Origin of the sequence: Salinactinospora qingdaonensis (assembly GCF_039539445.1) — a bacterium.
Taxonomy (GTDB): Bacteria; Actinomycetota; Actinomycetes; order Streptosporangiales; family Streptosporangiaceae; genus Salinactinospora; species Salinactinospora qingdaonensis.
Window position 1 is genome coordinate 66982 of sequence record NZ_BAABDD010000017.1, and the last position, 22290, is coordinate 89271.

19 protein-coding genes and 3 tRNA genes are annotated in these 22290 nt (G+C 68.0%); 20 read left to right on the plus strand and 2 right to left on the minus strand.

Features of this window, described 5'->3' with window-relative positions:
- Positions 1-130: 130 nt before the first annotated feature.
- The 9 genes from ABD848_RS17065 (at position 131) to ABD848_RS17105 (ending at position 11041) form a co-directional block, all read left to right on the plus strand.
- Complete coding sequence (locus ABD848_RS17065) at positions 131-4540, plus strand: TIGR02680 family protein (RefSeq protein ID WP_344973116.1); 4410 nt, start codon at positions 131-133, stop codon at positions 4538-4540.
- Between the two features lie 209 nt (positions 4541-4749).
- Positions 4750-6831, plus strand: coding sequence for an AAA family ATPase (locus ABD848_RS17070; protein WP_344973118.1), 2082 nt, complete (start codon positions 4750-4752; stop codon positions 6829-6831).
- 130 nt (positions 6832-6961) lie between these two features.
- Positions 6962-7037, plus strand: a tRNA-Thr gene (locus tag ABD848_RS17075).
- Positions 7038-7144: 107 nt separating this feature from the next.
- Positions 7145-7217, plus strand: a tRNA-Met gene (locus ABD848_RS17080).
- An 84-nt stretch (positions 7218-7301) separates the two neighbouring features.
- The gene (gene rpmG / locus ABD848_RS17085) at positions 7302-7466 is read left to right on the plus strand and encodes a 50S ribosomal protein L33 (protein WP_344973172.1); all 165 of its coding nucleotides are present in this window, start codon (positions 7302-7304) and stop codon (positions 7464-7466) included.
- Between the two features lie 238 nt (positions 7467-7704).
- Positions 7705-8169 (plus strand): MaoC family dehydratase N-terminal domain-containing protein, encoded by a 465-nt coding sequence (locus ABD848_RS17090; RefSeq protein ID WP_344973120.1) that lies wholly within the window; start codon positions 7705-7707, stop codon positions 8167-8169.
- A gap of 19 nt (positions 8170-8188) precedes the next feature.
- A complete protein-coding gene (locus ABD848_RS17095; protein WP_344973122.1) occupies positions 8189-8617 on the plus strand; it encodes a MaoC family dehydratase in 429 nt (142 codons plus the stop codon).
- 47 nt (positions 8618-8664) lie between these two features.
- Positions 8665-9735, plus strand: coding sequence for a UDP-N-acetylmuramate dehydrogenase (locus ABD848_RS17100; RefSeq protein ID WP_344973124.1), 1071 nt, complete (start codon positions 8665-8667; stop codon positions 9733-9735).
- A gap of 670 nt (positions 9736-10405) precedes the next feature.
- Positions 10406-11041, plus strand: coding sequence for a TMEM165/GDT1 family protein (locus tag ABD848_RS17105; RefSeq protein ID WP_344973175.1), 636 nt, complete (start codon positions 10406-10408; stop codon positions 11039-11041).
- A gap of 65 nt (positions 11042-11106) precedes the next feature.
- Here the strand turns inward: ABD848_RS17105 and ABD848_RS17110 are convergent, their stop codons facing one another.
- The gene (locus ABD848_RS17110) at positions 11107-12141 is read right to left on the minus strand and encodes an adenosine deaminase (protein WP_344973126.1); all 1035 of its coding nucleotides are present in this window, start codon (positions 12139-12141) and stop codon (positions 11107-11109) included.
- A gap of 156 nt (positions 12142-12297) precedes the next feature.
- On the opposite strand from ABD848_RS17110, the gene tnpA reads away from it, so the two are divergent.
- Both tnpA and ABD848_RS17120 read left to right on the plus strand, forming a co-directional pair.
- Entirely contained in the window at positions 12298-12720 is a 423-nt protein-coding gene (tnpA, locus tag ABD848_RS17115; RefSeq protein ID WP_344973177.1) for an IS200/IS605 family transposase, read from the plus strand.
- A complete protein-coding gene (locus tag ABD848_RS17120; protein ID WP_344973128.1) occupies positions 12717-13934 on the plus strand; it encodes an RNA-guided endonuclease InsQ/TnpB family protein in 1218 nt (405 codons plus the stop codon). The genes tnpA and ABD848_RS17120 overlap by 4 nt, the downstream gene beginning before the upstream one ends.
- 149 nt (positions 13935-14083) lie before the next feature.
- Here the strand turns inward: ABD848_RS17120 and ABD848_RS17125 are convergent, their stop codons facing one another.
- Positions 14084-15292, minus strand: a complete 1209-nt coding sequence (locus tag ABD848_RS17125; protein ID WP_344973130.1) for a pyridoxal phosphate-dependent aminotransferase — start codon at positions 15290-15292, stop codon at positions 14084-14086.
- Positions 15293-15609: 317 nt separating this feature from the next.
- On the opposite strand from ABD848_RS17125, the gene ABD848_RS17130 reads away from it, so the two are divergent.
- From ABD848_RS17130 to rplL, 9 genes are all read left to right on the plus strand, one after another.
- Positions 15610-15682: transfer RNA gene (locus tag ABD848_RS17130), tRNA-Trp, on the plus strand.
- Positions 15683-15778: 96 nt separating this feature from the next.
- Positions 15779-16024, plus strand: a complete 246-nt coding sequence (gene secE, locus ABD848_RS17135; RefSeq protein ID WP_344973132.1) for a preprotein translocase subunit SecE — start codon at positions 15779-15781, stop codon at positions 16022-16024.
- A 141-nt stretch (positions 16025-16165) separates the two neighbouring features.
- A complete protein-coding gene (nusG, locus tag ABD848_RS17140; RefSeq protein WP_344973134.1) occupies positions 16166-17035 on the plus strand; it encodes a transcription termination/antitermination protein NusG in 870 nt (289 codons plus the stop codon).
- Positions 17036-17257: 222 nt separating this feature from the next.
- Positions 17258-17689, plus strand: coding sequence for a 50S ribosomal protein L11 (gene rplK, locus ABD848_RS17145; RefSeq protein ID WP_344973136.1), 432 nt, complete (start codon positions 17258-17260; stop codon positions 17687-17689).
- A 155-nt stretch (positions 17690-17844) separates the two neighbouring features.
- A complete protein-coding gene (gene rplA, locus ABD848_RS17150) occupies positions 17845-18558 on the plus strand; it encodes a 50S ribosomal protein L1 (protein WP_344973138.1) in 714 nt (237 codons plus the stop codon).
- Positions 18559-18861: 303 nt separating this feature from the next.
- Positions 18862-19707, plus strand: coding sequence for a LolA-like protein (locus ABD848_RS17155; protein ID WP_344973140.1), 846 nt, complete (start codon positions 18862-18864; stop codon positions 19705-19707).
- Positions 19708-19968: 261 nt separating this feature from the next.
- Positions 19969-20850, plus strand: coding sequence for a hypothetical protein (locus ABD848_RS17160; RefSeq protein ID WP_344973142.1), 882 nt, complete (start codon positions 19969-19971; stop codon positions 20848-20850).
- Positions 20851-21177: 327 nt separating this feature from the next.
- Positions 21178-21699 (plus strand): 50S ribosomal protein L10, encoded by a 522-nt coding sequence (gene rplJ / locus ABD848_RS17165; RefSeq protein WP_344973144.1) that lies wholly within the window; start codon positions 21178-21180, stop codon positions 21697-21699.
- Positions 21700-21793: 94 nt separating this feature from the next.
- Positions 21794-22183 (plus strand): 50S ribosomal protein L7/L12, encoded by a 390-nt coding sequence (gene rplL, locus ABD848_RS17170; protein ID WP_344973146.1) that lies wholly within the window; start codon positions 21794-21796, stop codon positions 22181-22183.
- Positions 22184-22290 lie beyond the last annotated feature (107 nt).

Consider the following 22290-nt stretch of genomic DNA (forward strand, 5'->3'; position numbering starts at 1 on the left):
CGGCGCCCCCCAGTATCCGGGACAATGGCGGGACCGCCGATCCGCTGAGCACGAGCGGCGCCAACGTCGCCGCCAACGCGATCGGCGCAGTGAAACGACCAGCCCAGGAGCACCGAGCGGAAGGCTGCCGATGACCGACGATGGGCACCCCGCGGCGACCTCCGAGCGCGCCCGTTTGCAGCGGTACCGGCTCAACCGGGCCGGCATTCACAATGTCTGGCAGTACGACAACCACGTGTTCCACTTCGCGGACGGACGGTTGCTGCTGCGGGGCCGCAATGGCGCGGGTAAGTCCAAGGCGCTGGAGATGCTGCTGCCGTTCCTGCTCGACGGCGACGCGCGCCGTCTCGACACCACCGGCACCAGCCGAACCAGCCTGCGCTGGCTGATGCTCGAAGGGCGCACCGCCACTGAGACCGGCAGCCCCGATGAGGATGACGGTGCCGCCGACACCGTCGATGACGTGGCCACGAGCACTCTCGGGCATCTGTGGGTGGAGTTCACCGGCCGTGGCCCCGATGGTGAGGAGCGTTGGCGCACCCTCGGTGCCGCCATTACCGCCTCGGCGGCCACCGCTGAGGCCCGCGCCGTGTTTTTCGTCACCGAACGCCGCATCGGTGTGGACCTCGACCTGGTTCGCGACGGGCGCCCGCTGTCCATCGAAAAGCTGCGGGGCGAGATCGGCGCCGAGGACTGCTACGAAACGCCCGCCGCCTACCGCGCGCGCGTCATGCGTGAACTCTTCGGTATCGATGACCCGCGCCGCTACCGCAACCTCATGCACCTGCTCTACCGGTTGCGCCGCCCCACCGTGGGCGAACGCATCGAGGCCGGGGAGCTTGTCGCGGTCCTCGCTGAGGCGCTGCCCCCCATGGACGAGTCCGTGCTCGACGAGGTGGCCCGCAACATCGCCGACCTCGACGACGCCCGAGCCCGCCTCACCGCCCTGCGCAGCGCCAAGGAGCAGACTGACGGTTTCCTCGACGACTACCGTCGCTACCTGCACGGCAGCCTGCGGCGCCAGTCGCGCATCGTGCGCGAGCAGATCGACGCCCACGAGCGTCGCGACGCCGAGGTCACCCGCCTGGAAGCAGAACTCGACGAGCTCGTCGCAACCGAGAGCTCCATCCAAGAGGAGCGCGACCGGCTGCGGCGCACCCGCGACACCGCCAACTCTGACGCGGCCACTCTCAGCGCCGGCTCCCCGGGCGCGCCGGCCCCCTCCCAGACCGAACAGCAGGCCCGCTACGCTGCTGTCACCGCCTACATTCGCGCTGCCGAGGCCGCCTCGGCCGCCGCCGGCCATGCGCTCACCAGCGAGGAGTGCACCAAAGACCGGCTCACCGCCGACATCGCCGCCATCGATCGTGACCTCTCCGAGCTGCGCGCCCGCCACGCTGAACTGGCCGCTGACGCCGAGGAGGTTGGGCTCGACCTCGCCGAGTTGGGGCACGTGCCCGAGACCATCCCCACCATCCTCGCGCCCCGCGAAAGCGTCACCCACGTCAGCCTCGAAGGGTTGGAGCAGGCCACCGAACGCGACCCGGTCCACGGCATCGACCTGGACCATCTGCGCGGCCTGCTCGCCGAGCTACACGACCGGCTCACTCGGGCCGATACCTGGGCGGCCCAGCGTGAGGAGGCCGCGACCGCACTGCGCGACCGCGCCATCGACCTCACCGCCGCCCAACGCCGCGAGAACGGACTCGCCGCCGAAGCCGAATGGTGCGACAGTCGGCTCGAACGCGCCCGCGAGCGCGAGCGCGCCGCCATCGACGGCGTCCGTGCGGCCAGCGCCGCCTACGCCGACTCGCTGCGCGAGTGGAGCGCCTCGCTACGCGCGGCCGAACCCGACGCCGATCTCACAGCTCCCCTGGCCGAGCTGGAAGAAAAAGTCGAACTTCCCCTCGACGACTCCCTGCGCGTGCTGGAAACCACCGTCTGCGACGAGGTGACCCGGCACGCCTACGCCATCGTCGACCCCCTGCTGGAGGAGCTGCGCACCCGCCGCGACACCACCGTTGGCGAGGAGCGGGAACTCGCCACCGAACTTGACGAGCTCTCCGAACGCCGCGGCGCCATCACCGACCACATCGCCGCTCCCGCCCCCTCCTGGGTCGCGGCTCCGCGCGACGAAACCGCCGGCGCTCCCTTCTATCTCGCCGTGGACTTCGCCGACGGGGTGACCACGGCCCAGCGCGCCGGCCTGGAGGCCGCCCTGGAGTCCTCAGGACTCCTCGCGGGCTGGATCACCGCCGCCGGAACCGTCGTCTCTGCGTACACCCGCGACCTGCTGCTCACCCCGGGGCCGCCCCGCTCCGGCCCCACCCTGCGCGACGTGCTCGTCCCGGCCGCCGGAACCGGCGTGGATACCCACGTCGTCGACGCCCTGCTCGCATCGATTTGCCTCAGCGAGGGCGACAGCGAGGACAGTGACGAGCACGGCGACGAGTCCGACACCGGCCGTGCTGCTGAGACAGCCGACTCCCACGAGGCCAGCGTGATCGGGCTCGACGGCCGCTGGCGACTGGGGGTGGCCTCAGGGTGCCACCACAAGACCGCGCCCGAGTACATCGGTGACGAAGCGCGTACCGAGGCCCGCGACCGCCAGTTGGCCAAGATCGACCGGCGTATCGCCATCGCTGAGGCGCTGCTCGCCGAAGCCGGGGAGCGCCGCGGCGACATCGAGCACCGCGCCACCGTCCTGACCGAGATCGCCAGGTCCGTGCCTACCGGTGCCGAGCTCACGTCGGCGTGGGCGGCCGTGGACAACGCCCGCGCCTGGTTCTCCGAGGCCGAGCGTGACCACGCCGCGGCCCAGCGCGCCGCTGAGGCCGCGCGCGAGACCGCTCTCGACGCGCGCGCCCGCCTGTTGGAGATGGCCGACGAGCACGCCCTGCCCCGCGACCGCGAAGAGCTGACCACCATCCTCACCGCGCTCGCGCGGCTGCGGGTGCGCATCAGCGCCGCCCATAGCGACCTCGAAGCCCTGGCGGTGCTGTTGGAGGAGTACCGCGGCCACGTCCAAGAGTGGGAGCGCGCCCGGGCCGACCGGGTCCTCGCGGAGGACGCCCGTACCGCCGCGATCGGCGACATGATCACCGTCCGCCGCGAGACTGAGCTCACCGACCGCGCCCGCTCCGCCGCACCCGAACAGATCGACACCGCGATCGCGGAGGTCCGTTCCCGCGGCGAGGAAGCCGCCAACCACCTGCCTGAGCTCGAACGGGCCGCCCAGCGCGCCCGAGACGACCGCGTCGCCGCCGAGACCCGCCACGACGTCGCTGTGCGCGAACGCGCCGAACAAGCCCGCCGCGCCCTCGACGCCGGCGCCACCCTGCGCGCCATGCTTGGCCCTAGCGGCACTGTCGCCGCAGATGGTACCGCCACCGCCGGCACGCTGCTCAAGGCCGCCGGGTGCGAACACATCGCAGAGCCCACCGGCCCGCTCGCCCGCTACGACACCACCGAAGGCGACACCGACAGCGGCGAGGAACTCGCCAAACGCATCGAAGCCCTCAACGCGCTGCTCACCGACGTCGAGGCCGCCATCGACGGCGACAGCGCCGGCGATCTCGCCGACAGCGACATCCTGGGCCGCCGCGAGGAGCTGCATCGCGCCCTAGCCTCAGGCGGCCCCGCCAACGCCCTCACCGAACTCACCGAGACCGCCGGTGTGAAACGGGTCACCGTCCACGACGACGACGGCTCCCACGACATCACCGTCTACGCCGAACGCCTCGACAGCGCGATCCAGCAGGCGGAGGAGACCGTGGCGCTCCGGGAGGAGGAGGCCTACGAGCGTCACCTCCTCGGCGACCTCGCCAGTCACCTCTCGCGCCAGATCGAGGACGCTCGGGCCCTCATCGCCACCATGAACGACGTGCTCAGCGAGGTGCACACCTCCCAAGGGCTGGGGGTGCGCCTCGACTGGCGGCTGGCTCCCGACGCCGACGAGGACATCACGGCGGTCGTGCCGCTGCTGGAGCGCCCCGCCGAGAAACGCAGCCGGGTGGAGACCACGCGGCTGCGGGACGCACTGCGCCGCTGTATCGAGGCGATCCGCCGCCTCGACCCCACGGCCACCACCGGCGCCCAGTTGCGCGCCGCCCTCGACTACCGCTCCTGGTTCTCCTTCACCGCCTATGTGACCAATGCCTCGCAGTCGGGCCGGGAGCGCAGGCTGAGCCATCGCACCGCCCTGAGCCAAGGCGAGCAGCGCGTCATCGCCTACCTGGTGCTCTTCGCAGCGGCAGCGGCCCAGTTCGGCGCGCTGGCCGCCGAGGCCCCGCAGAGCCCTCGCCTCATCCTCCTCGACGACGCCTTCGCCAAGGTCGACGAACCCACCCATGGCCGACTGCTGGGGATGCTCGTCGAGCTCGACCTTGACTTCGTGCTCACCTCGGAGCGCCTGTGGGGCTGCTTCCCCAGCGTTCCCAACTTGCACATCTACGAGTGCCTGCGCGATCCGGCCGAACCCGGCATCGCCACCTTGCACTTCACCTGGGACGGCAACCGCCGCCGTCTCAAGGGCGTGTGAGCCCGCTCAGGCCCAGCCCCTCCTGTCCCGGCCAGGCGCACGCGCGGCGCCTGGCCGCGGAGTGAGGCCGCAGCGCTGCCCCAGCCGAGGCATCGGTGCCCCCAACCGCGCATGCACGGGATGCCCGTGGCCGGCCATTTCCGCATCGGCCTACTGGTTTTTCCCGACCTGTCCTAATGTGCAAGGGCAACGTCAAGGATGAAGCGGATGTGGTGACGAACGTGACGACGGCCTCTACAACGTTCGCCGCAGAGCCGCCAGGCTCCGGAGAGGAGCCCGCCCTGGGTGGCACTGTGGGAAGCAGGCTCGCCCACGCGCCGCTGGACCCCCAGGCTCGCCAGTGGGTGGCGGCGGCCCTGCACGGCGACGACGCCCTCGCCGCTTGCGCGCGCGGCGAACAGCTCGACCTGCCCCTCCCAGCCGATCCCGCTCCCAGCGCGCGGCGGACCCGCCGCAGCTATCTGCGGCGTATCCAGGTACAGGGGTTTCGGGGGATCGGGCGCTCCGCGGCGCTGGAGTTCTCCCCCGGTCCGGGACTCAGCGTCATCGTCGGCCGCAACGGCTCCGGCAAGTCCAGCTTCGCCGAGGCCACCGAGGCAGCCCTCACCGGCCGCAACCTGCGCTGGGACGCCATGCCCACGGCGTGGCGCGACGGCTGGCGCAACCTGCACGTCGAGGACCGCACGCAGGTGACGGTGGACCTGTGCCTGTCCGGCGACGAATCTGTAACGCGCGTCACTCGGCTGTGGGAGGGCGACAGTGTCCGTTCTGCTCGCGGCGAGGTCGTGTTCCCCTCAGGGGAAACCGGCTCGCTGCGCAGCCTGGGGTGGGGCGAGGAGCTGGTGCGCTACCGCCCCTTTTTGTCCTACGACGAGTTGGGCCGCGCCGTCGCGGGCCGCGCCGCCGAGCTGTACGACACGCTGACCACGCTGCTGGGGTTGACCGAACTCACCGAGACCGAGCGCCGCCTCGCCAAGGCATGCGACCGGCTGGCCAAGCAGGAGAGTCGCCCCCGACGAGACCTGCCCTACCTGGTGGACCAGCTCAACCGCAGCTCCGATCGCCGGGCGGCCCGGGCGGTGGCGATCCTCAACTCCGACTCCATCGACCTTGAGGCGCTCGCCGCCATCGCCGCCGACGACGGCCCCGCCGACCCGTCCCAGCACGTCGTCCTGCGCCGCCTGCGCCGGCTCTCCGTCCCCGAGCGCGCGGTAATGACCGACGTGGTCAACGAACTGCGCGGCGCTGCCATGGAGCTGGCCATGGCGGCCGGCACCAAGGGCGACCGGGCGCGCGGCGTCATCGACCTGCTGCGCCGCGCCATGGAACACCACGAGCGTCACCCCAACGAGGCCAACTGCCCCGCGTGCGGCACCAAGAACGTCCTCGACGCCGACTGGCAGCGTCGTGCCCGCGCCGAGATCGCCTCCCTCGAACCCATCGCCGCCAGCGCCGCCGCAGCCTATGAGCGCGCCGACAACGCCCGCGACCAGGCGCGGTTCCTCATGGCGCCGCCGCCCTCCTGGCTACCTGCTGACAGCGAACTCGGCCGCGTGTGGGCGGAATGGGCCGACGGTGCCCGCCTGACCGACCTCAGCGAGTTGGCCGACCATATCGAAAACACTGGGCGCCGGCTGCGTTCCACGGCGATCTCCGCCCGCAAGGAGGCCACCGAGCGGCTGGCCGACCCGACCGACGGCTGGGCCGAGTTGGCCGAACAGCTCTCGGCGTGGGTCGACGACGCTCGGGCGGCCATACGCGCCCGAGATCTGCTGGGCCCGGCGGAACAGGCGCTGAACTGGTTCACCGGCTTGGCCCGCGAGATCCGGGCCGAGCGGCTGAGCCCACTGGCCACCCACGCCGAGCAGGTCTGGCACCGGCTACGCCAGGAACGCCACATCGATCTGGAAGCGCTGCGTCTGGTCGGTCGAGGCGCGCAACGTCGGGTCGCCGTCGATGTCAGCGTCGACGGCACCGACAGCGACGGCAACGCGCCTGGCCTGCTCAGCCAGGGCGAGTTCCAAGCCCTGGCGCTGTCGATCTGCCTGCCGCGCACCCTGGTCCAGGGCAACCCTTTTGGCTTCCTCGTCCTCGACGATCCGGTGCAGGCCATGGACACCGAGACGGTCGAAGGACTCGCCGACGTGCTGGCCGAAGTCGGCCGCCATCGCCAACTCATCGTCTTCACCCACGACACCCGGCTGCCCGATGCGCTGCACCGTCTCGGCCTGCCCGCGGCGATTCGCACCATCGAGCGCGACGCGATGTCCAACGTGTGGGTGACGGAGTGAAGGGAATAAAAAGGGTGCCGCGGGGCCTATGAGCAGCAGGAGGGCGCCGAGTTGGCAGTGGACCCCATAAGCGCTGTATAGTCGTCACCGACGCCAACGGCGAACCCCTCCGGGGGAAGCCGGAAAGCGTGCCCCTTTAGCTCAGTCGGCAGAGCGTCTCCATGGTAAGGAGAAGGTCTACGGTTCGATTCCGTAAAGGGGCTCCACCACTTGATGAGGCCGGGGGCCTCGGGTGGGCGACCGACGGAAATACGGTTCGTCGGCTATATCGGGCTCCGGTAGCCTGGGAACTGGCTTCGGAAGCCCGAATCCTGGCGGAGTAGCTCAGTAGGCAGAGCAAGCGGCTCATAATCGCTGTGTCGTCGGTTCAAGTCCGGCCTCCGCTACTGTCCTGCGCGTCCTCCCACAACGAGGAGGAACGCGGGCTTTTCAATGTCCGTACGTCGTTTTCGCGAGAAAGGCACTCCAACGTGGCTGCCACCGACGTGAGGCCGAAGATCACCCTGGCCTGCCAGGAGTGCAAGCATCGGAACTACATCACCCGCAAGAACCGTCGGAACAACCCCGACCGTCTTGAGCTGAAGAAGTACTGCCCGAACTGCCGGACCCACCGCGACCACCGGGAGACCCGCTAGCCTCAGCTCGCCGCGGGTGGTGAGGAGGCGCCCACCAGCGCCGGAGGGCGGTGCTCGACTGGAATACAGCCAGGGCAGCGCCGCACTTAAGGACGTCCGGTGCCGCCAACGGCGTGGCTTCATCGCTCTTTAGCCCAGTGAGCTGCATCAGCTCACTGGGCTATTACTGTGTTAGGGCCTGTAACCGCGAGCGGCGCGACCGCGGCGACAGAGGGCACCACAGCGAGAGAGGACGCCAGTGACGATCAACCGCGACCTCGTGGGGCGGGTCTATGAGTCCACCGAACCCTACGAAGTGACCCGTGGCAAGATTCGGGAGTTCGCCGAGGCGATCTCCGATCCCAACCCCGTGTTCCGCGACACCGCGGCGGCTAAGGAGGCCGGCTACCCCGACGTCATCGCACCCCCCACTTTCCCCATCGTCATGGGCATGCAGGGCACGGGGCAGATCTTCGTCGACCCAGCGGTGAATCTGGAATTCTCCGGGGTCCTCCACAGCGAGCAACGGTTCCGTTACACTCGCCCAGTCCAGGCCGGAGACGTCGTCACCACCACTACGACTATCTCCGCGATCAAGACCATCGGCCGCCACGAGGCGATGACCCTGGAGAGCGAGATCTCCACGGTCCAGGGGGAGCACCTCGTCACCGCCACCAGCACCCTCCTCGTGCGCGGCTCCGCCGAGCAGGACGCCAAAAAGTAGGGGAGCAGGGACAATACTCATGACGGCAGCCCTCCGCTACGCCGACGTCGAGATCGGCACTGAACTGCCCGAACGGACCTTCCCCGTCCGTCGCCTCGACCTGGTCCGCTACGCCGGTGCCTCCGGCGACTTCAACGAGATCCACTGGAACGAACGGGTCGCCAAGAGCGTCGGCCTGCCCGACGTGGTCGCTCACGGCATGTTCACCATGGCCCAGGCGTGCAAGCTCGTCACCGATTGGGCAGGCGACCCCGGCGCTGTCGTCGAGTACGGCGTGCGCTTTTCCACTCCCGTCGTCGTCCCCGACGACGACACCGGCGCCGAGATCACCGTCACCGGCGCTGTCACCGACAAACGCGACGACAACCAGGTCGTCGTCACGTTGACCGTGCGTTCCGGCGGCGCCAAGGTCCTCACCCGCTCCACCGCCACCGTCCGGCTCGCCTGACACCCCCGCGCTCCCGGTAACCGGCAAGCCCAGGAGAGGTAAGCGCAGTGCCCGCTGTCCCCGAACACGATGTCGCACTCGCCGGCTACACCACGCTCGGAGTCGGCGGCCCCGCAGCCACCTTCATCGCCGCCCGTGACACCGACACGCTCGTCAACCTCGTCGCCAGCACCGACACCGCCCGCGAACCGTTGTTCGTGCTCGGTGGCGGCAGCAACGTCGTCGTCTCCGACGCCGGTTTCCCCGGAACGGTCGTGCACGTCGACTCCCAAGGGGTCGCCTTCCATGCCGTGGACGAGCACACGGTGCGCCTACGCGCCGAGGCCGGAGTGGAGTGGGAGCCTCTCGTGGCGCGCTGCGTCAGCGAGGGACTCAGCGGCGTCGAATGCCTCTCCGGCATCCCCGGGCGGGTCGGCTCCACCCCGATCCAAAACGTGGGCGCCTACGGCCAAGAGGTCAGTCAGACCATCACCGAGGTCCTCGTCTACGACCGTGAGGACGGGCGCCGACGCACCCTCAGCAACGCCGAGTGCGGTTTCAGCTACCGCGATAGCGCCTTCAAGGGCACAGACCGCTACATCGTCTGCCATGTCGTCTTCGAGTTGACGCGCTCGGAGTTGAGCCGCCCCGTGGGCTACGCAGAACTCGCCCGCACTCTCGGTGTCGAGATCGGTGACCGGGTTCCCCTCGCTGACGCCCGTGCGGCCGTCTTGCAGTTGCGCGGCGGCAAGGGGATGGTGGTTGATCCGGCCGATCCCGACAGCCGCAGCGCCGGATCGTTCTTCACCAACCCCATCCTCGACGCTGAGGAATTCACGGAACTGCGCAAACGGATCGCTGAGACGCTGGGGCCCGATGTCGAGCCGCCCGCCTACCCCGCCGGCGACGGCCGCGTGAAAACCTCAGCCGCCTGGCTCATCGACCGTGCCGGCTTCGGGAAGGGCTACGGGTCGGGGCCAGCCCGCATCTCCAGTAAGCACACCCTCGCCCTGACCAACACCGGGACGGCCACCGCCGCCGATCTGCTCGCCCTCGCCCGAGAGGTGCGCGCCGGTGTCGCCGAGGCCTTCGGCGTGACGCTGGTCAACGAGCCGGTCCTCGTCGGAACCTCTCTGTAGCCCTCCCTTCTCTCCCGTTCGTTCCGCTTTTCCGGCACCTGCCGGAAGGCAGCGGCGGGTGGGGTGCGTGGGGTGTTCTTTCGCCGCTCGTGCCTCGATCGCTTCGCGATCTCGGCAGCCTTGGGTGGCGCTGGGGCTAGGGTGAGGTCGGTGAGGTCAGGGCCGTCGTGATCGCGGCGAGGTGTGTCCGCTCGGCGGCCCTCGCGGATCAGAATCGCCGAACAGACACACCTCGCCGCCCCACGTCACCCGCCCCACCCAGAGCGGACAGCTAGTCCCGAGCCCGGTGCCCCGGAGCCGCCCGGGCACCTCTCCGCGGCTTGCTCGCCCCCGATTTCCATCCGTTCCCGCGGCGATACCGGAGGCGAAGCCGTGGCCAAAAACACGGAAAGCCATGCGGAATAATTTTCTTTGGCTGGGCGAACATTATTATTGGCCATTCTTGCGAGAGTGAATCGCTGCGCCAAGAAATTGCCACACCAAAATTCGCTGTTATAGTCGAACCTGCCGCCGGGACGTGGATGCCGTCGCTTTCCCGCGGCGAACTGAGGCGGGTCAACGGCTGGAGAGCTGCTGAAAACAGCGGAGTAAAGCCATCCGAGTGGAATCGTGAAAAATCACGACTCGGCAGTGTCGCCGAGTGGTGAGACCGCTTCGCGGTAACGCCCGCATGTTGTTGCGTTTCCGTGCAGCGGCACTGAGGGGCGGATGTATTCTCGTGGTATTCCTTACGGCGCTCGGAGCGAGCACGACGGCCATCTTTCTGGCGGAGATGGGCGACAAGACACAGCTCGTCGCGATGTCGCTGGCAACCCGTTACCGGATTTCTGCCGTCCTGCTCGGCATCACGCTGGCCACCGTCGTCGTTCACGCGGGCAGCGTGCTCATCGCCGAGGCGCTCGGACTGGCCATCCCCACCGACTGGATGAGTCTCCTCGCCGGCCTGGCCTTCATCGGCTTCGGGGCGTGGACGCTCCGCGGAGACGAACTCACCGCGAAGGACGAGGAACGTGCCTCCCGCCGCGCGCGCTCGGCCGTCATCTCGGTCGCCCTCGTCTTCTTCGTCGCCGAACTCGGCGACAAGACGATGCTCGCCACCATCACCGTCGGCACCAGCCACCACTGGCTTCCCGTGTGGGTCGGCTCCACCGTCGGCATGGTGCTCGCCGACGCCGTCGCCATCGGGGTGGGGGCGGCCCTCGGCAAGCGGCTGCCTGAACGCGCGCTCAGCGTGACCGCGGCTGTCCTGTTCTTCGCGGTTGGAGCCGTGATGACCGTCCACGGTGCCCTCATGTTCGCCGGCTGAGTGCCTTCCAGGCAGCGTGCCGCGCCGCGCGGCGGTTCGCCTTCCCACCCGCTCGCGTTGCCGTCTCAGCTCGCCGGTGCGGCCGGCGGTGTCGCCAGCCAAGCGTCCACGCCGGCCAGCAGTTCCTTCTTGCGGGTTTCGGGCGCCCCCGAGCCGCGGATGGACATCCGGGCCAGCTCGGCCAGCTCCGGGTCGGTGAAGCCGAACACCGTGCGAGCGATCTCGTACTGCTCAACCAGGCGCGACCCGAACAGCAGCGGGTCGTCGGCCCCCAAGGCGATCGGCGCACCCGCGTCGAACAGGTGCCGCAGCGGCACGTGGCCCAGTTCCCGCGCCACCCCCAGGCCCACGTTGGAACTGGGACACACCTCCAGGGTGACCTCCTGCGTGGCGATACGTTCCACAAGGTAAGGGTCGTCGATAGCGCGCACCCCGTGCCCGAGCCGGTCAGCTTCCAGCGAGTCCAGGCACTCCCGCACGCTGCGGGACCCTTCCAATTCCCCCGCGTGGGGGGTCGAGAGCAGCCCCACGCGCCGTGCGATCCCAAACGCCCGCTCGAAGTCGAGCGCCCGCCCGCGCCGCTCGTCGTTGTTCAACCCGAACGACACCACGCCGCGCCCGGCGTATTGGGCCGCCAGCCGCGCCAGCACTCGGGCGTCCAGCGGATGGCGGGTCCGGTTGGCCGCGACCATGATCCCAATGCCCACCCCAGTGGCGTCCTCAGCCGCGCGGGCGGCCTCCAGCACCAGCTCCAGCGTGGCGGTGAGCCCGTCGAAGCGGGAAGCGTATCCGCTGGGGTCGATTTGGATCTCCAGCCACCCCGAGCCGGCCGCACGGTCGTCCTCGGCGGCCTCCCGCAGCAGCCGGAACACGTCGCCGGGCTCGCGCACCACGGAACGGGCGATGTCGTAGAGGCGCTGGAAACGGAACCATCCCCGCTCGTCAGTGGCGCGCAACTGCGGTGGCCACGCCTCCACGAGTGACTGCGGCAGGTGCACGCCCCGCTCTGTGGCGAGTTCCACCAACGTCGCGTGGCGCATCGATCCGGTGAAATGCAGGTGCAGATGAGCCTTGGGGAGGGAAGAGATCGGGCGTTGCATCAAATCCTCCTGAGGGGGCCACCGGCTTTAGTCGGTGGGGGAATCGGGTTGTCCGCGTGCCGGGGCGGGGAAAGCCGAACCGCCGTTAGGCGGTCCGGCGTCCACCACAAGACGCGTCTAATAGACCTGTGGAGCGTGTATATTGCTCTCGTGTCTGTGACGCGCAAGGTTCGCCGGTTCTCCGGCGGCGTGTACGACCTCGGCCTCCACGTGGTGTGGTGCTCAAAGTACCGCCGCCCGGTACTCGGTGGCCGCGTCGCGGACCGGCTGGAGCAGTTGATCAGGTCCAAGGCGGACGAACGCGGGTGGGAGATCATCGCAGTTGAGGTGATGCCCGACCACGTGCACCTGTTCGTCAAGCACGACCCCAAGGCATCGGCGTCATATGTCGCCAACCAGTTCAAGGGGTTCACCTCGCGGATGCTGCGTGAGGAGTTCCCGCACCTGAAGTCACGGCTTCCTACCTTGTGGTCGTCGTCGTACTTCGCCGCATCCGTTGGGGCGGTCAGCGCCGACATGGTGCAGCGATACATCGACACCCAGGGGGAACGCCCGTGGAAGAAGGAGGGGGAGGCTTGAACCGCGCTTACAAGTTCCTCCTCCGACCGACGGAACAGCAGGTCGGCGCGCTCACACGGATGCTGCGTGACCACTGCTCGCTGTACAACGCCGCACTCCAAGAGCGACGCGACGCCTACGCCCACCCTTCGAAGACGAAGATCACCTACGGCGACCAGTCGGCACAGCTCAAAGAGATCCGCGCGTTTGATCCCGGGCGGCAGGGGCGTTGGTCGTTCTCCTCCCAACAAGCCACGCTTCGCAGACTCGACACGGCGTTCCAATCGTTTTTTAGGCGGGTGAAGGCCGGTCACAAGCCCGGCTATCCCCGCTTCCGGGGGGTGGGCCGGTTCGACACGGTGGTGTTTCCCACAGACGGGGACGGCTGCCGGTGGGACTGCACACCCCACGATGCGGTGACCCGTGTGCGGTTCCAGGGTGTGGGGCATGTGCGTGTCCACCAGCACCGCCCGGTCAAGGGGCGTGTGAAGACGGTCAGCGTCAAGCGCGAGGGCAACCGGTGGTTCGTGGTTTTGGCCTGCGACCAGGCACCGGACGAACCCTTGGAGCCGACCGGGCGTGTGGCCGGGATCGACATGGGTATGGCCTCCTTGCTCACCACAAGCGAGGGTGAGCACGTTGACAACCCCCGGTTCCTCGCACGGTCCTGCGAAAAGCTGGCGGAGGCGCAACGGCATCTCGACACCTTCCCCAAGAAGGTCAAGGCCAAGAACCGCGCTCGTAAGCACAAAGCCGCGCAAGCCAAGGTGTCGCGACTGCACGCAAAGGTGCGGCGCCAACGCCTCGACCACCACCACAAGGTCGCGCGTGATCTGGTTCGTCGGTTCGACGCGATCGCACACGAACGCCTGAACATCGCGGGCATGACCAAGAAACCCGCACCCAAGCCCGACCCCGAACAGCGAGGCGTGTTCCTTGCGAACAACGCCGCCGCTAAGGCCGGGCTGAACAAGAGCATTCAGGATGCGGGTTGGGGGGTGTTCCTGGGAATCCTCGCGTACAAGGCTGAGAGCGCCGGTCGCGTGCTGGTTCCGGTGGACGCCCGCAACACGCCGCGCACCTGCCCGCGCGAATCGTGCGGGCACACCAGTGCGGACAACCGCCCAACACAAGAGAAGTTCCGCTGCCTCCGGTGCGGCTACACAGAGCACGCCGACCGGGTGGGAGCGGTCAACGTCGGTGTAAGGGCCGGGCTGGTCCTTCCTGTCGCCTGAGCGAAGACAGGAAAAGCCCGCCGCTTCAGCGGTGGGAGGAGTCACGACCCAAGGGTGCCCTACCGTGACCATGTCCGTCGCACGATTCGACGGGAGGACGCGGCTGCCTCGGTGCCGCGTCCTCGAGCGCCGATAGCCCGGTGCCCTGCTCAGGCCACCTCCCCCAACAGCTTGGCGATCCGGCCGACGCCTTCAGCCAGGTCGGCATCGCCCAGCGCGTAGGACAGCCGCAGGTAGCCAGGGGTGCCGAACGCCTCGCCCGGCACGACGGCGACCTCGACCTGCTCCAAGATCAGCTCGGCCAGTTCGGTGGAGCTGGTGGGGCGCTTCCCGCGGATCTCCTTGCCCAGCACGTTCTTGACCGAAGGGTAGGCGTAGAACGCGCCCTGCGGCTCGGGACACACGACGCCGGGGATCTCGTTGAGCATGCGCACGATCGTCTGTCGGCGCCGGTCGAAGGCGGCGCGCATCTGCGCGACGGCGTCGAGGTCGCCCGAGACGGCGGCCAGGGCGGCGGCCTGCGACACGTTCGCCACGTTGGAGGTGGCGTGCGACTGTAGGTTGCCCGCCGCCTTGATGACGTCTTGCGGACCGATGATCCAGCCCACGCGCCACCCGGTCATGGCGTAAGTCTTGGCGACCCCGTTGACGACGAGGGTGCGGTCGGCGATCTCGGGGACCTCGACAGGCATCGAGGTGAACTCCGCGTCCCCGTAGACCAGGTGCTCGTAAATCTCGTCGGTGAGCACCCACAGCCCCTTGTCGACGGCCCACTGTCCGATCTCGCGCACCTGCTCCGGGGGGTACACCGCGCCCGTCGGATTGGAGGGAGAGACGAAGACCAGGACCTTCGTGCGCTCGGTCCGAGCGGCCTCCAACTGTTCGACGGAAGCCAGGTAGCCGGTCGACTCGTCGGTGACCACGTAGACCGGCACGCCACCGGCCAGCTTGATGGACTCGGGGTAGGTCGTCCAGTACGGGGCCACGACAAGGACCTCGTCGCCAGGGTCGAGCAGGGTGGCGAACGACTCGTAGATGGCCTGCTTGCCCCCGTTGGTCACCAGGATCTGGCTCGGCTCCACCCGGTATCCCGAGTCGCGCAGCGTCTTGGCCGCCAGCGCTTCCTTGAGTTCAGGCAGCCCCCCAGCCGGCGTGTAGTGGTGGAACCGCGGCTCACGGCAGGCCTGAGCGGCGGCGGCCACGATGGGCTCGGGCGTGGGAAAGTCGGGCTCCCCGGCGCCGAATCCGATAACGGGTCGGCCGGCGGCCCGCATCGCCTTTGCCTTGGCGTCCACAGCCAGCGTCGCTGACTCGGAGATGCCGCCGATACGTGCAGAAATACGGGGTCGGTCAGTCATGTTCACATGCTTTCATGGGTGGTCCAGCGCTTTTCCCGAAAGGGTAGTGACGTGGGGCGGATCGGCGTGGCTCAGGAGCGCCCTTCCCCTGTCGCGCGGAACGGTTCACAGCAGCGGTGCTGTGCGCAGGGAGTTCGCACGTGAGTGTGCTCCGGTATCAATGGCGGTGCAACGCCGTCAGCCTCACGGGTTGGTGCTAAGTGGGGATAGGGCATAGACTCTTGCACCCGATGGCCCCGACGCGGGGCGGACCCGAGAAATATCTCGCGCGTTCGCTGTCGTTACCGGCTATCGTGGTGAACAACGAAGTAACACCAAGGGCAGTGGCTCAATTGGAAGAGCACCGGTCTCCAAAACCGGCGGTTGGGGGTTCGAGTCCCTCCTGCCCTGCAAGGTACGGCGCGTAAGGAAACGTTCTCCAGCGCTCGATCAGCGGTCGGCGGGCCGTACGGGCCAGCGGGAACATCGACGGCTAAGGATCGCAAGGTGACACAGACGGACGCCGACGCAAAGCCGGAGAAGCAGCCAAAGCGTCGCACGGGTCCGGTGACCTTTACCAAGCAGGTCGTCGGTGAGCTCCGTAAGGTTCGCTGGCCGACGCGCCGTGAACTCATCACCTACACGATCGTGGTGATCGTGTTCGTCATCGTCATGGTCGGATACGTCTACCTGCTCGACCTCGGATTCGGCGAGGCCGTCACCTGGCTCTTCGGTTTGGTGGCCGCGGGCTAGACCGCACAGACGCCTTGAACGGCAATTGGTCTCAACACGTCAATTGAGATCGTAAGCTGGCGTTATCGGCCGTTAGCGTATTGGCCTGGCCAACTTCGCGCACCGGTCGGCAGTGCGTAACCGACGAGAGAAAGAGCAGCCGTGTCCGAGTCCCCACTGACCTCTGACGACTTCCCTGACGAGGGGCGGGAGCAGTCGGTAGCGGAAGAGACCGGTCGGCGGGCCGATCAAGCGGAGGCTGCCGAGATGGCTGCGGCGCTGCGGGCCGCCGGAACCAACACCAACGACACCGGTAACGGTGACGAGGCCGCGGAGCTTGGTGCCGACGCCGAACCGCTGCCGAGTGACGAGCGAGCAGCCGAGGGGGAGACGGCCGAAGCCGAGGAAGAAAGCGGTGCGGCCGACGAGACTCCCCAGCTCGATCCCGTCGAAGAGTTCAAGATCCATCTCCGCATGCTTCCCGGGGATTGGTACGTCGTCCACACCTACGCGGGTTATGAGAAGCGGGTGAAGGCCAACGTCGAGAGCCGCACCCAGTCGCTCAATATGGAGGACTACATCTTCCAGACCGAGGTCCCCACGCAGGAGGTCACCGAGGTCAAGAGCGGCAAGCGCCAGCAGGTCACCGAGAAGGTGCTGCCGGGCTATGTGCTGGTGCGCATGGAGCTCACCGACGAATCGTGGGCCGCCGTCCGCAACACCCCGGGGGTCACCGGGTTCGTGGGGCTGTCTAACCGCCCCGCTCCGCTCAGCTTGCAAGAGGTCGCTGATCTGCTGGCTCCCGAAGCCGAGGAGGAGCCCCAGGAGGTCAAGAAGAAGGAGACGGAGCCCAGGGCCGACGTCGCCTACCAGGTGGGCGAGTCCGTCACTGTGATGGAGGGGCCGTTCGCCACGCTGCCCGCCACGGTGAGCGAGATCAACCCCGACACGCAAAAGCTCAAGGTGCTGGTCTCGATCTTCGGCCGGGAGACCCCGGTCGAGTTGGGCTTCAACCAGGTCTCCAAGATCTGAGGCAGCACGTAGAATTGGTGGGTCCGTCTCTTGGGCGGTCCCACCACGCTCCGCTATAGCGGAAACGCGCGCGCCGCTCCTTAGGCCCCGGCGGCCGTGCGGTCAGCCACGTTCGTGGCGGTGAACGGCGAGCCGGCACCGCCGGCGCCGGCCGTTCGCGTGCCGCGCGCCCGTGGTGGTAACGGGGCCGTATTTCGTACCACACCAGGCAAAGGACCCGAAATGCCTCCGAAAAAGAAGGTCGCGGCGCTCGTCAAGGTTCAGTTGCCCGCTGGCCAGGCCACGCCCGCCCCGCCCGTCGGTACCGCTCTCGGTCCGCACGGCGTCAACATCATGGACTTCTGCAAGCAGTACAACGCTGCCACGGAAGGCCAACGCGGCAGTGTCATCCCCGTAGAGATCACCATCTACGAGGACCGTTCCTTCACCTTTGTCACCAAGACGCCTCCGGCGCCCAAGCTCATCCTCAAGGCCGCCGGCATCGACAAGGGCAGCAAGGACCCCAGCCGCAACACCGCCGGTGCCATCACCCGGGAGCAGGTGCGTGAGATCGCGCAGACCAAGCTGCCCGACCTCAACACTCCGTCGCTCGACGTCGCCGAGAAGATCGTGCTCGGCACCGCTCGTTCCATGGGCATCGTCATCAAGGACTGAGGGTCTTCACCGTTTCCCCGCCTTGAGCGTGCCCATGCCGGCGGGAAGCCGCCATGGCGGCAGCCCGTCGTTTCGATGGTCCCGCCGACCGTCGAATCCGTGGCAGGGCCAGGCGCTGGTCCGCACACCACACGTCCTTTCATAGGAGTTCAACAGTGAAGCGCAGCAAGAACCACCGCAAAGCCGCCGAGAAGGTGGACCGCAGCCGGCTGTACGCGCCACTCGACGCGATCCGGCTCGCCAAGGAGACCATCTCCGTCAACTTCGACCCCACTGTCGAGGTCGCCCTACGCCTGGGGGTCGACCCTCGCAAGGCCGATCAGATGGTCCGTGGCACCGTGAACCTGCCGCACGGCACCGGTAAGACCGCCCGGGTCCTGGTCTTCGCCACCGGTGACCGTGCCGAGCAGGCCCGCGCCGCCGGCGCTGACTTCGTCGGAGACGACGATCTGGTCGAGGAGATCCAGAAGGGCTTCCTCGACTTCGACGCCGTGGTGGCCACGCCCGACATGATGGGTAAGGTCGGTCGGCTGGGCCGCGTGCTCGGTCCCCGCGGCCTCATGCCCAACCCCAAGACCGGCACGGTCACCCCGGATGTCACCAAGGCTGTCAACGACATCAAGGGCGGCAAGATCGAGTTCCGCGTCGACCGGCACGGCAACCTGCACTTCATCATCGGCAAGGCATCGTTTGACGAGCGGTCGCTGCTGGAGAACTATGTCGCCGCCGTCGACGAGATCGTCCGGATCAAGCCCTCGGCCGCCAAGGGCCGTTACCTCAAGAAGGTCACGATCACCACGACCATGGGTCCCGGCATCCCGGTCGACCCCAACGCCAGCCGCAGCCTCAGCACCGCCGCTGCCGCCTAGGCACGCCGGCTCGCCATAGCGCGCAACAGCGTCCCGGTTCCTCATCGCAGGAGCCGGGACGCTGTTTTTCGGTCTCATCGCGCCCGGCCTGCTGCATCGGTGTCATGTTCTGCCGTGCGCAGGCACTCCCAGGCCCCACCCTCTGGTCTTTTCGGAGGGTGGAAGCGACCCCGGCAACCCTTTAAGACCCGCGGGGGCACACAGGACGGCTGTCACCTCGATGGAAACCGTTCACGCCGTGGTCGCGCCGCAGGGACGCATGTCCCACCCCTTTCCCCCAAGCAAACCAATGTTGGAGCTGCAATGTTGCGCAAGATAGCGGTGGTCGTCACTGGGAGCGCTCTCACGATGGCTGTTGCGGGCTGCTCTACTGCCGACGGCAACGGCGACGGCGATCCCAGTGCCGACCAGTCCAGCGCTTCGCCCTCGGCCGGTAGCGCATCCGCCGCCCAGGCCGAGGGCGATCAGTCGGCTGCCACCGAGGCGGTCGCCGAGGCGGTTAGCCGGGTTGCCGACGCCACGTCCTACCGTTTCAAGATGACGTCCTCTGGAGAGGCCTCCGGAGAGTCCGCGCAACCCGAAGGCGACTTTTCCCAGGAGATCGTCTACACCAGCAACCCTGAACCCATCTACAAGATGAATGTTCCCGTGACCCCCGAAACGACCACCCTCGGGGTAATCCGTGGCGACGAACTCCTTGTGCAGGGCGACCCCTCTATTGGGATGCCCCCCTGGATGCGCATGGAGGTCCCTCCCGAGGTTCAGAAGCAACTCCAGTTAGATCCACTGGCCCTGATACGCCAGCTACTGGCCAGCGAGGACGTCGAAAAGGTGGGTTCCGAGGAGGTCAACGGGGTCGCGACGACCAAATACGAAGGCAGCTATGCCGTTGAAGCCGCTCTGGAGCAGGTCCAAGACGAGCAGGCACGGCAGAGCATACGCAGCCTCTACGAGGAGGAGGGCGCCACCGAGGTGGACTTCCAGGTGTGGGTCGACGCGGACGGGCTGCCGCGCCGGGTGGGCGACAAGGCCGGAGACTCCGCCGGTGTTGAGTTCCTGGAGTTCAACCAGCCGGTCGACGTCCCCTCTCCCGCCCCCGACGAGATTCAGGACATCGACGGACTGATGGGCAACCCCAACGCCCAGTAGCCCTCCGCTCGCCGTTCCTTGAAGACACGGGGCCGGGAGCCACCAGGCTCCCGGCCCGCTACATCGACGTCGCGTTCTTGCGGTGTGCAGCGGACGCACGGACCGACCCTTCCGGTCTTTGGAAGGCCGTATGCGACCACAGCCAGCACAGGGCGGCTGCCACCTCGATGGAAACCATTCACGCCGCGGTCGCGTCCCAGGAAAGTGGGGCTCAATAGCCTTCTCCTCACACCCCTCTAGCCAATCGACGTTGGAGCTTTAATGCTGCGCAAGATAGCGGTGGTCATAGCCGGTAGCGGGCTTGCACTGGCCATCGCGGGATGTTCTGCCGCTCCCGGCGGCGACGAGCCGAGTGTCGACCAGTCCAGTGGCGGCGATTCGAGCGCCGCCCCCTCCGGCGGCAACGAGGCGAACACCGATCCCTCAGGTGGCAGCGAGGCGAGCACCGAGGACTCGGGGATCGATGTGTCGGGCATCGCCGACACGATCAAAAACCTGGTCAGCCAGACCAGCGAGGTCAGCTCCTACCGGGCCGAGGTCTCCCTGTCGGGCGACAACCTCGGTGCCGCCGCGACCGAGTCCACCCAGGAGCTCATCTACACCACTGACCCCGAGCCCACCTACAAGATGGTGATGACCGGTACCGAGGGCATGGGCGGCACAGTGCTCATGCGCGGCGACGAAGTCCTGGTGCAGGGCGATCCCTCCATCGGCGCGTCCGCGTGGATGCGCGTGGAGATGGGCAGCCAGTTCCAGCAGCAGCCCCAGCAGGACCCGGTGGCTGAGATGCGCAAGCTGTTGGCCGCCGAAGGAGTCGAGAAGGTTGGCTCCGAGGAGGTCAACGGGGTCGCCACCACCAAGTACGAGGGCACCTACGCCATCGATACCGCTCTGGAACGGGTCCAGGACCAGCAGACCAAGGAGACCGCGCGGCAGTTCTACGAGCAGATGGGTGTCAGCGAGATCGCCTTCCAGGTGTGGGTCGGCGGGGACGGGTTGCCGCGCCGGCTGGTTACCGACGCCTCGACGTTTGTCACCACCATGGACTTCCTGGAGTTCAACCAGCCGGTCGACATCTCCTATCCCGGCCCTGACGAGATCCAGGATATGGGCGGCATGATGAACGACCCCAACGGCCAGTAGCTCCAGGGCGAGCTCGGCCGCCTCCGGCACACGGGGCCCGGGCCAGCGTGCCCGGGACCCGTCGTCTCGGGCACGCGGTTCGGACCACTGCCGTGTGTCCAGTAGGATTGACAGCACCGAAGACCGCCGGTCGTCACCTCTCACGGTGACCTAAGGTTCCATGCGAATGGGCGGCCCGCGCAGGTGTGATGTGAGCTTGAGGACGTGTGAGTCCATGACGGACTCCGCACTACCCACGCCCCGCGCACGTGCGCTGGGGCGTTTTTCATTGCCTCCGCCCGCGCCGCTGGCTCCGCGTGACCGGTGTTCACTGTTGGAAGGAGTCCCATGGCGAAACCGGAGAAGGCAGCCGCGGTCGCCGAGATGGCGGATGAGTTCCGCAACTCGACCGGCGCCGTGCTTGCCGAATACCGTGGGCTCAGCGTGGCGCAGATCTCTCAGTTGCGCCACACTCTCGGCCAGAACGCGCGCTTTCGCGTCGTCAAGAACACGCTGACCAAGATCGCCGCCACCGAGGCCGGCCTCGACAAGCAGGTGCTCGACCTGCTTGAGGGCCCCTCCGCCATCGCGTTCGTGCGTGGCGACGTGATCGAGGCCGCCAAGGGCCTGCGTGACTTTGCGAAGGCGAATGCGCCGCTGGTGATCAAGGGCGGTGTCATCGACGGTAAGCCGATGTCGCCAGAGGAGATCACCAGGCTGGCCGACGTCGAGTCCCGCGAGGTCCTGCTCTCGAAGATGGCGGGCGCGCTCAAGGCCAAGCAGAGCCAGGCCGCCGCCGCGTTCGACGCGCTGCCGTCCAAGGCCGTCCGGCTGGCACAGGCCCTGCACGACAAGCGAGCCGAAGCCTAACCACCCCTGAACCTGGCCGGCGCACCCGCGCCGGTGTCGATGACTCCGCCGACCGCCGGAGGCGGTCGCGCTGGAAGAGGAAAGAGAGATCACCATGGCCAAGCTCAGCACCGAAGAGCTGCTCAGCGCGTTCGAGGAGATGACCCTCCTGGAGCTGTCGGAGTTCGTGAAGCAGTTCGAGGAGAAGTTCGACGTCACCGCCGCCGCTCCGGCCGCGGTCGTCGCCCCCGGTCCCGGTGGCGGCGGCGAGGCTGCCGAGGAGGAAGAGGAGCAGAGCGAGTTCGACGTCATCCTCGACGCGGCCGGCGACAAGAAGATCCAGGTCATTAAGGAGGTCCGTGGCCTCGCGGACCTGGGTCTCAAGGAGGCCAAGGAGCTGGTCGACAACGCGCCCAAGCCGCTGCTGGAGGGTGTCAGCAAGGAGGCCGCCGAGAAGGCCAAGGAGACCCTTGAGGGCGCCGGCGCCACCGTCACCCTCAAGTAGGCAGCAGACACTCGCCTCCGGCCGGGCTGCGGCCGGTTCGCGGTGGGCGGTCATCCCGGGTGGGGTGGCCGCCCTGTCTGCTCCCAGAGGGCGGTGCATGGCAGCCT

Coding starts and splice junctions, on each gene's coding strand:
- ABD848_RS17065 (WP_344973116.1), top strand. CDS start 131: ATGACCGACGATGGGCACCCCGCGGCGACCTCCGAGCGCGCCCGTTTG.
- ABD848_RS17095 (WP_344973122.1), top strand. CDS start 8,189: ATGACGGCAGCCCTCCGCTACGCCGACGTCGAGATCGGCACTGAACTG.
- ABD848_RS17105 (WP_344973175.1), top strand. CDS start 10,406: ATGTTGTTGCGTTTCCGTGCAGCGGCACTGAGGGGCGGATGTATTCTC.
- ABD848_RS17110 (WP_344973126.1), bottom strand. CDS start 12,141: ATGCAACGCCCGATCTCTTCCCTCCCCAAGGCTCATCTGCACCTGCAT.
- ABD848_RS17125 (WP_344973130.1), bottom strand. CDS start 15,292: ATGACTGACCGACCCCGTATTTCTGCACGTATCGGCGGCATCTCCGAG.
- rplK (WP_344973136.1), top strand. CDS start 17,258: ATGCCTCCGAAAAAGAAGGTCGCGGCGCTCGTCAAGGTTCAGTTGCCC.
- ABD848_RS17155 (WP_344973140.1), top strand. CDS start 18,862: ATGTTGCGCAAGATAGCGGTGGTCGTCACTGGGAGCGCTCTCACGATG.
- ABD848_RS17160 (WP_344973142.1), top strand. CDS start 19,969: ATGCTGCGCAAGATAGCGGTGGTCATAGCCGGTAGCGGGCTTGCACTG.
- rplJ (WP_344973144.1), top strand. CDS start 21,178: ATGGCGAAACCGGAGAAGGCAGCCGCGGTCGCCGAGATGGCGGATGAG.
- rplL (WP_344973146.1), top strand. CDS start 21,794: ATGGCCAAGCTCAGCACCGAAGAGCTGCTCAGCGCGTTCGAGGAGATG.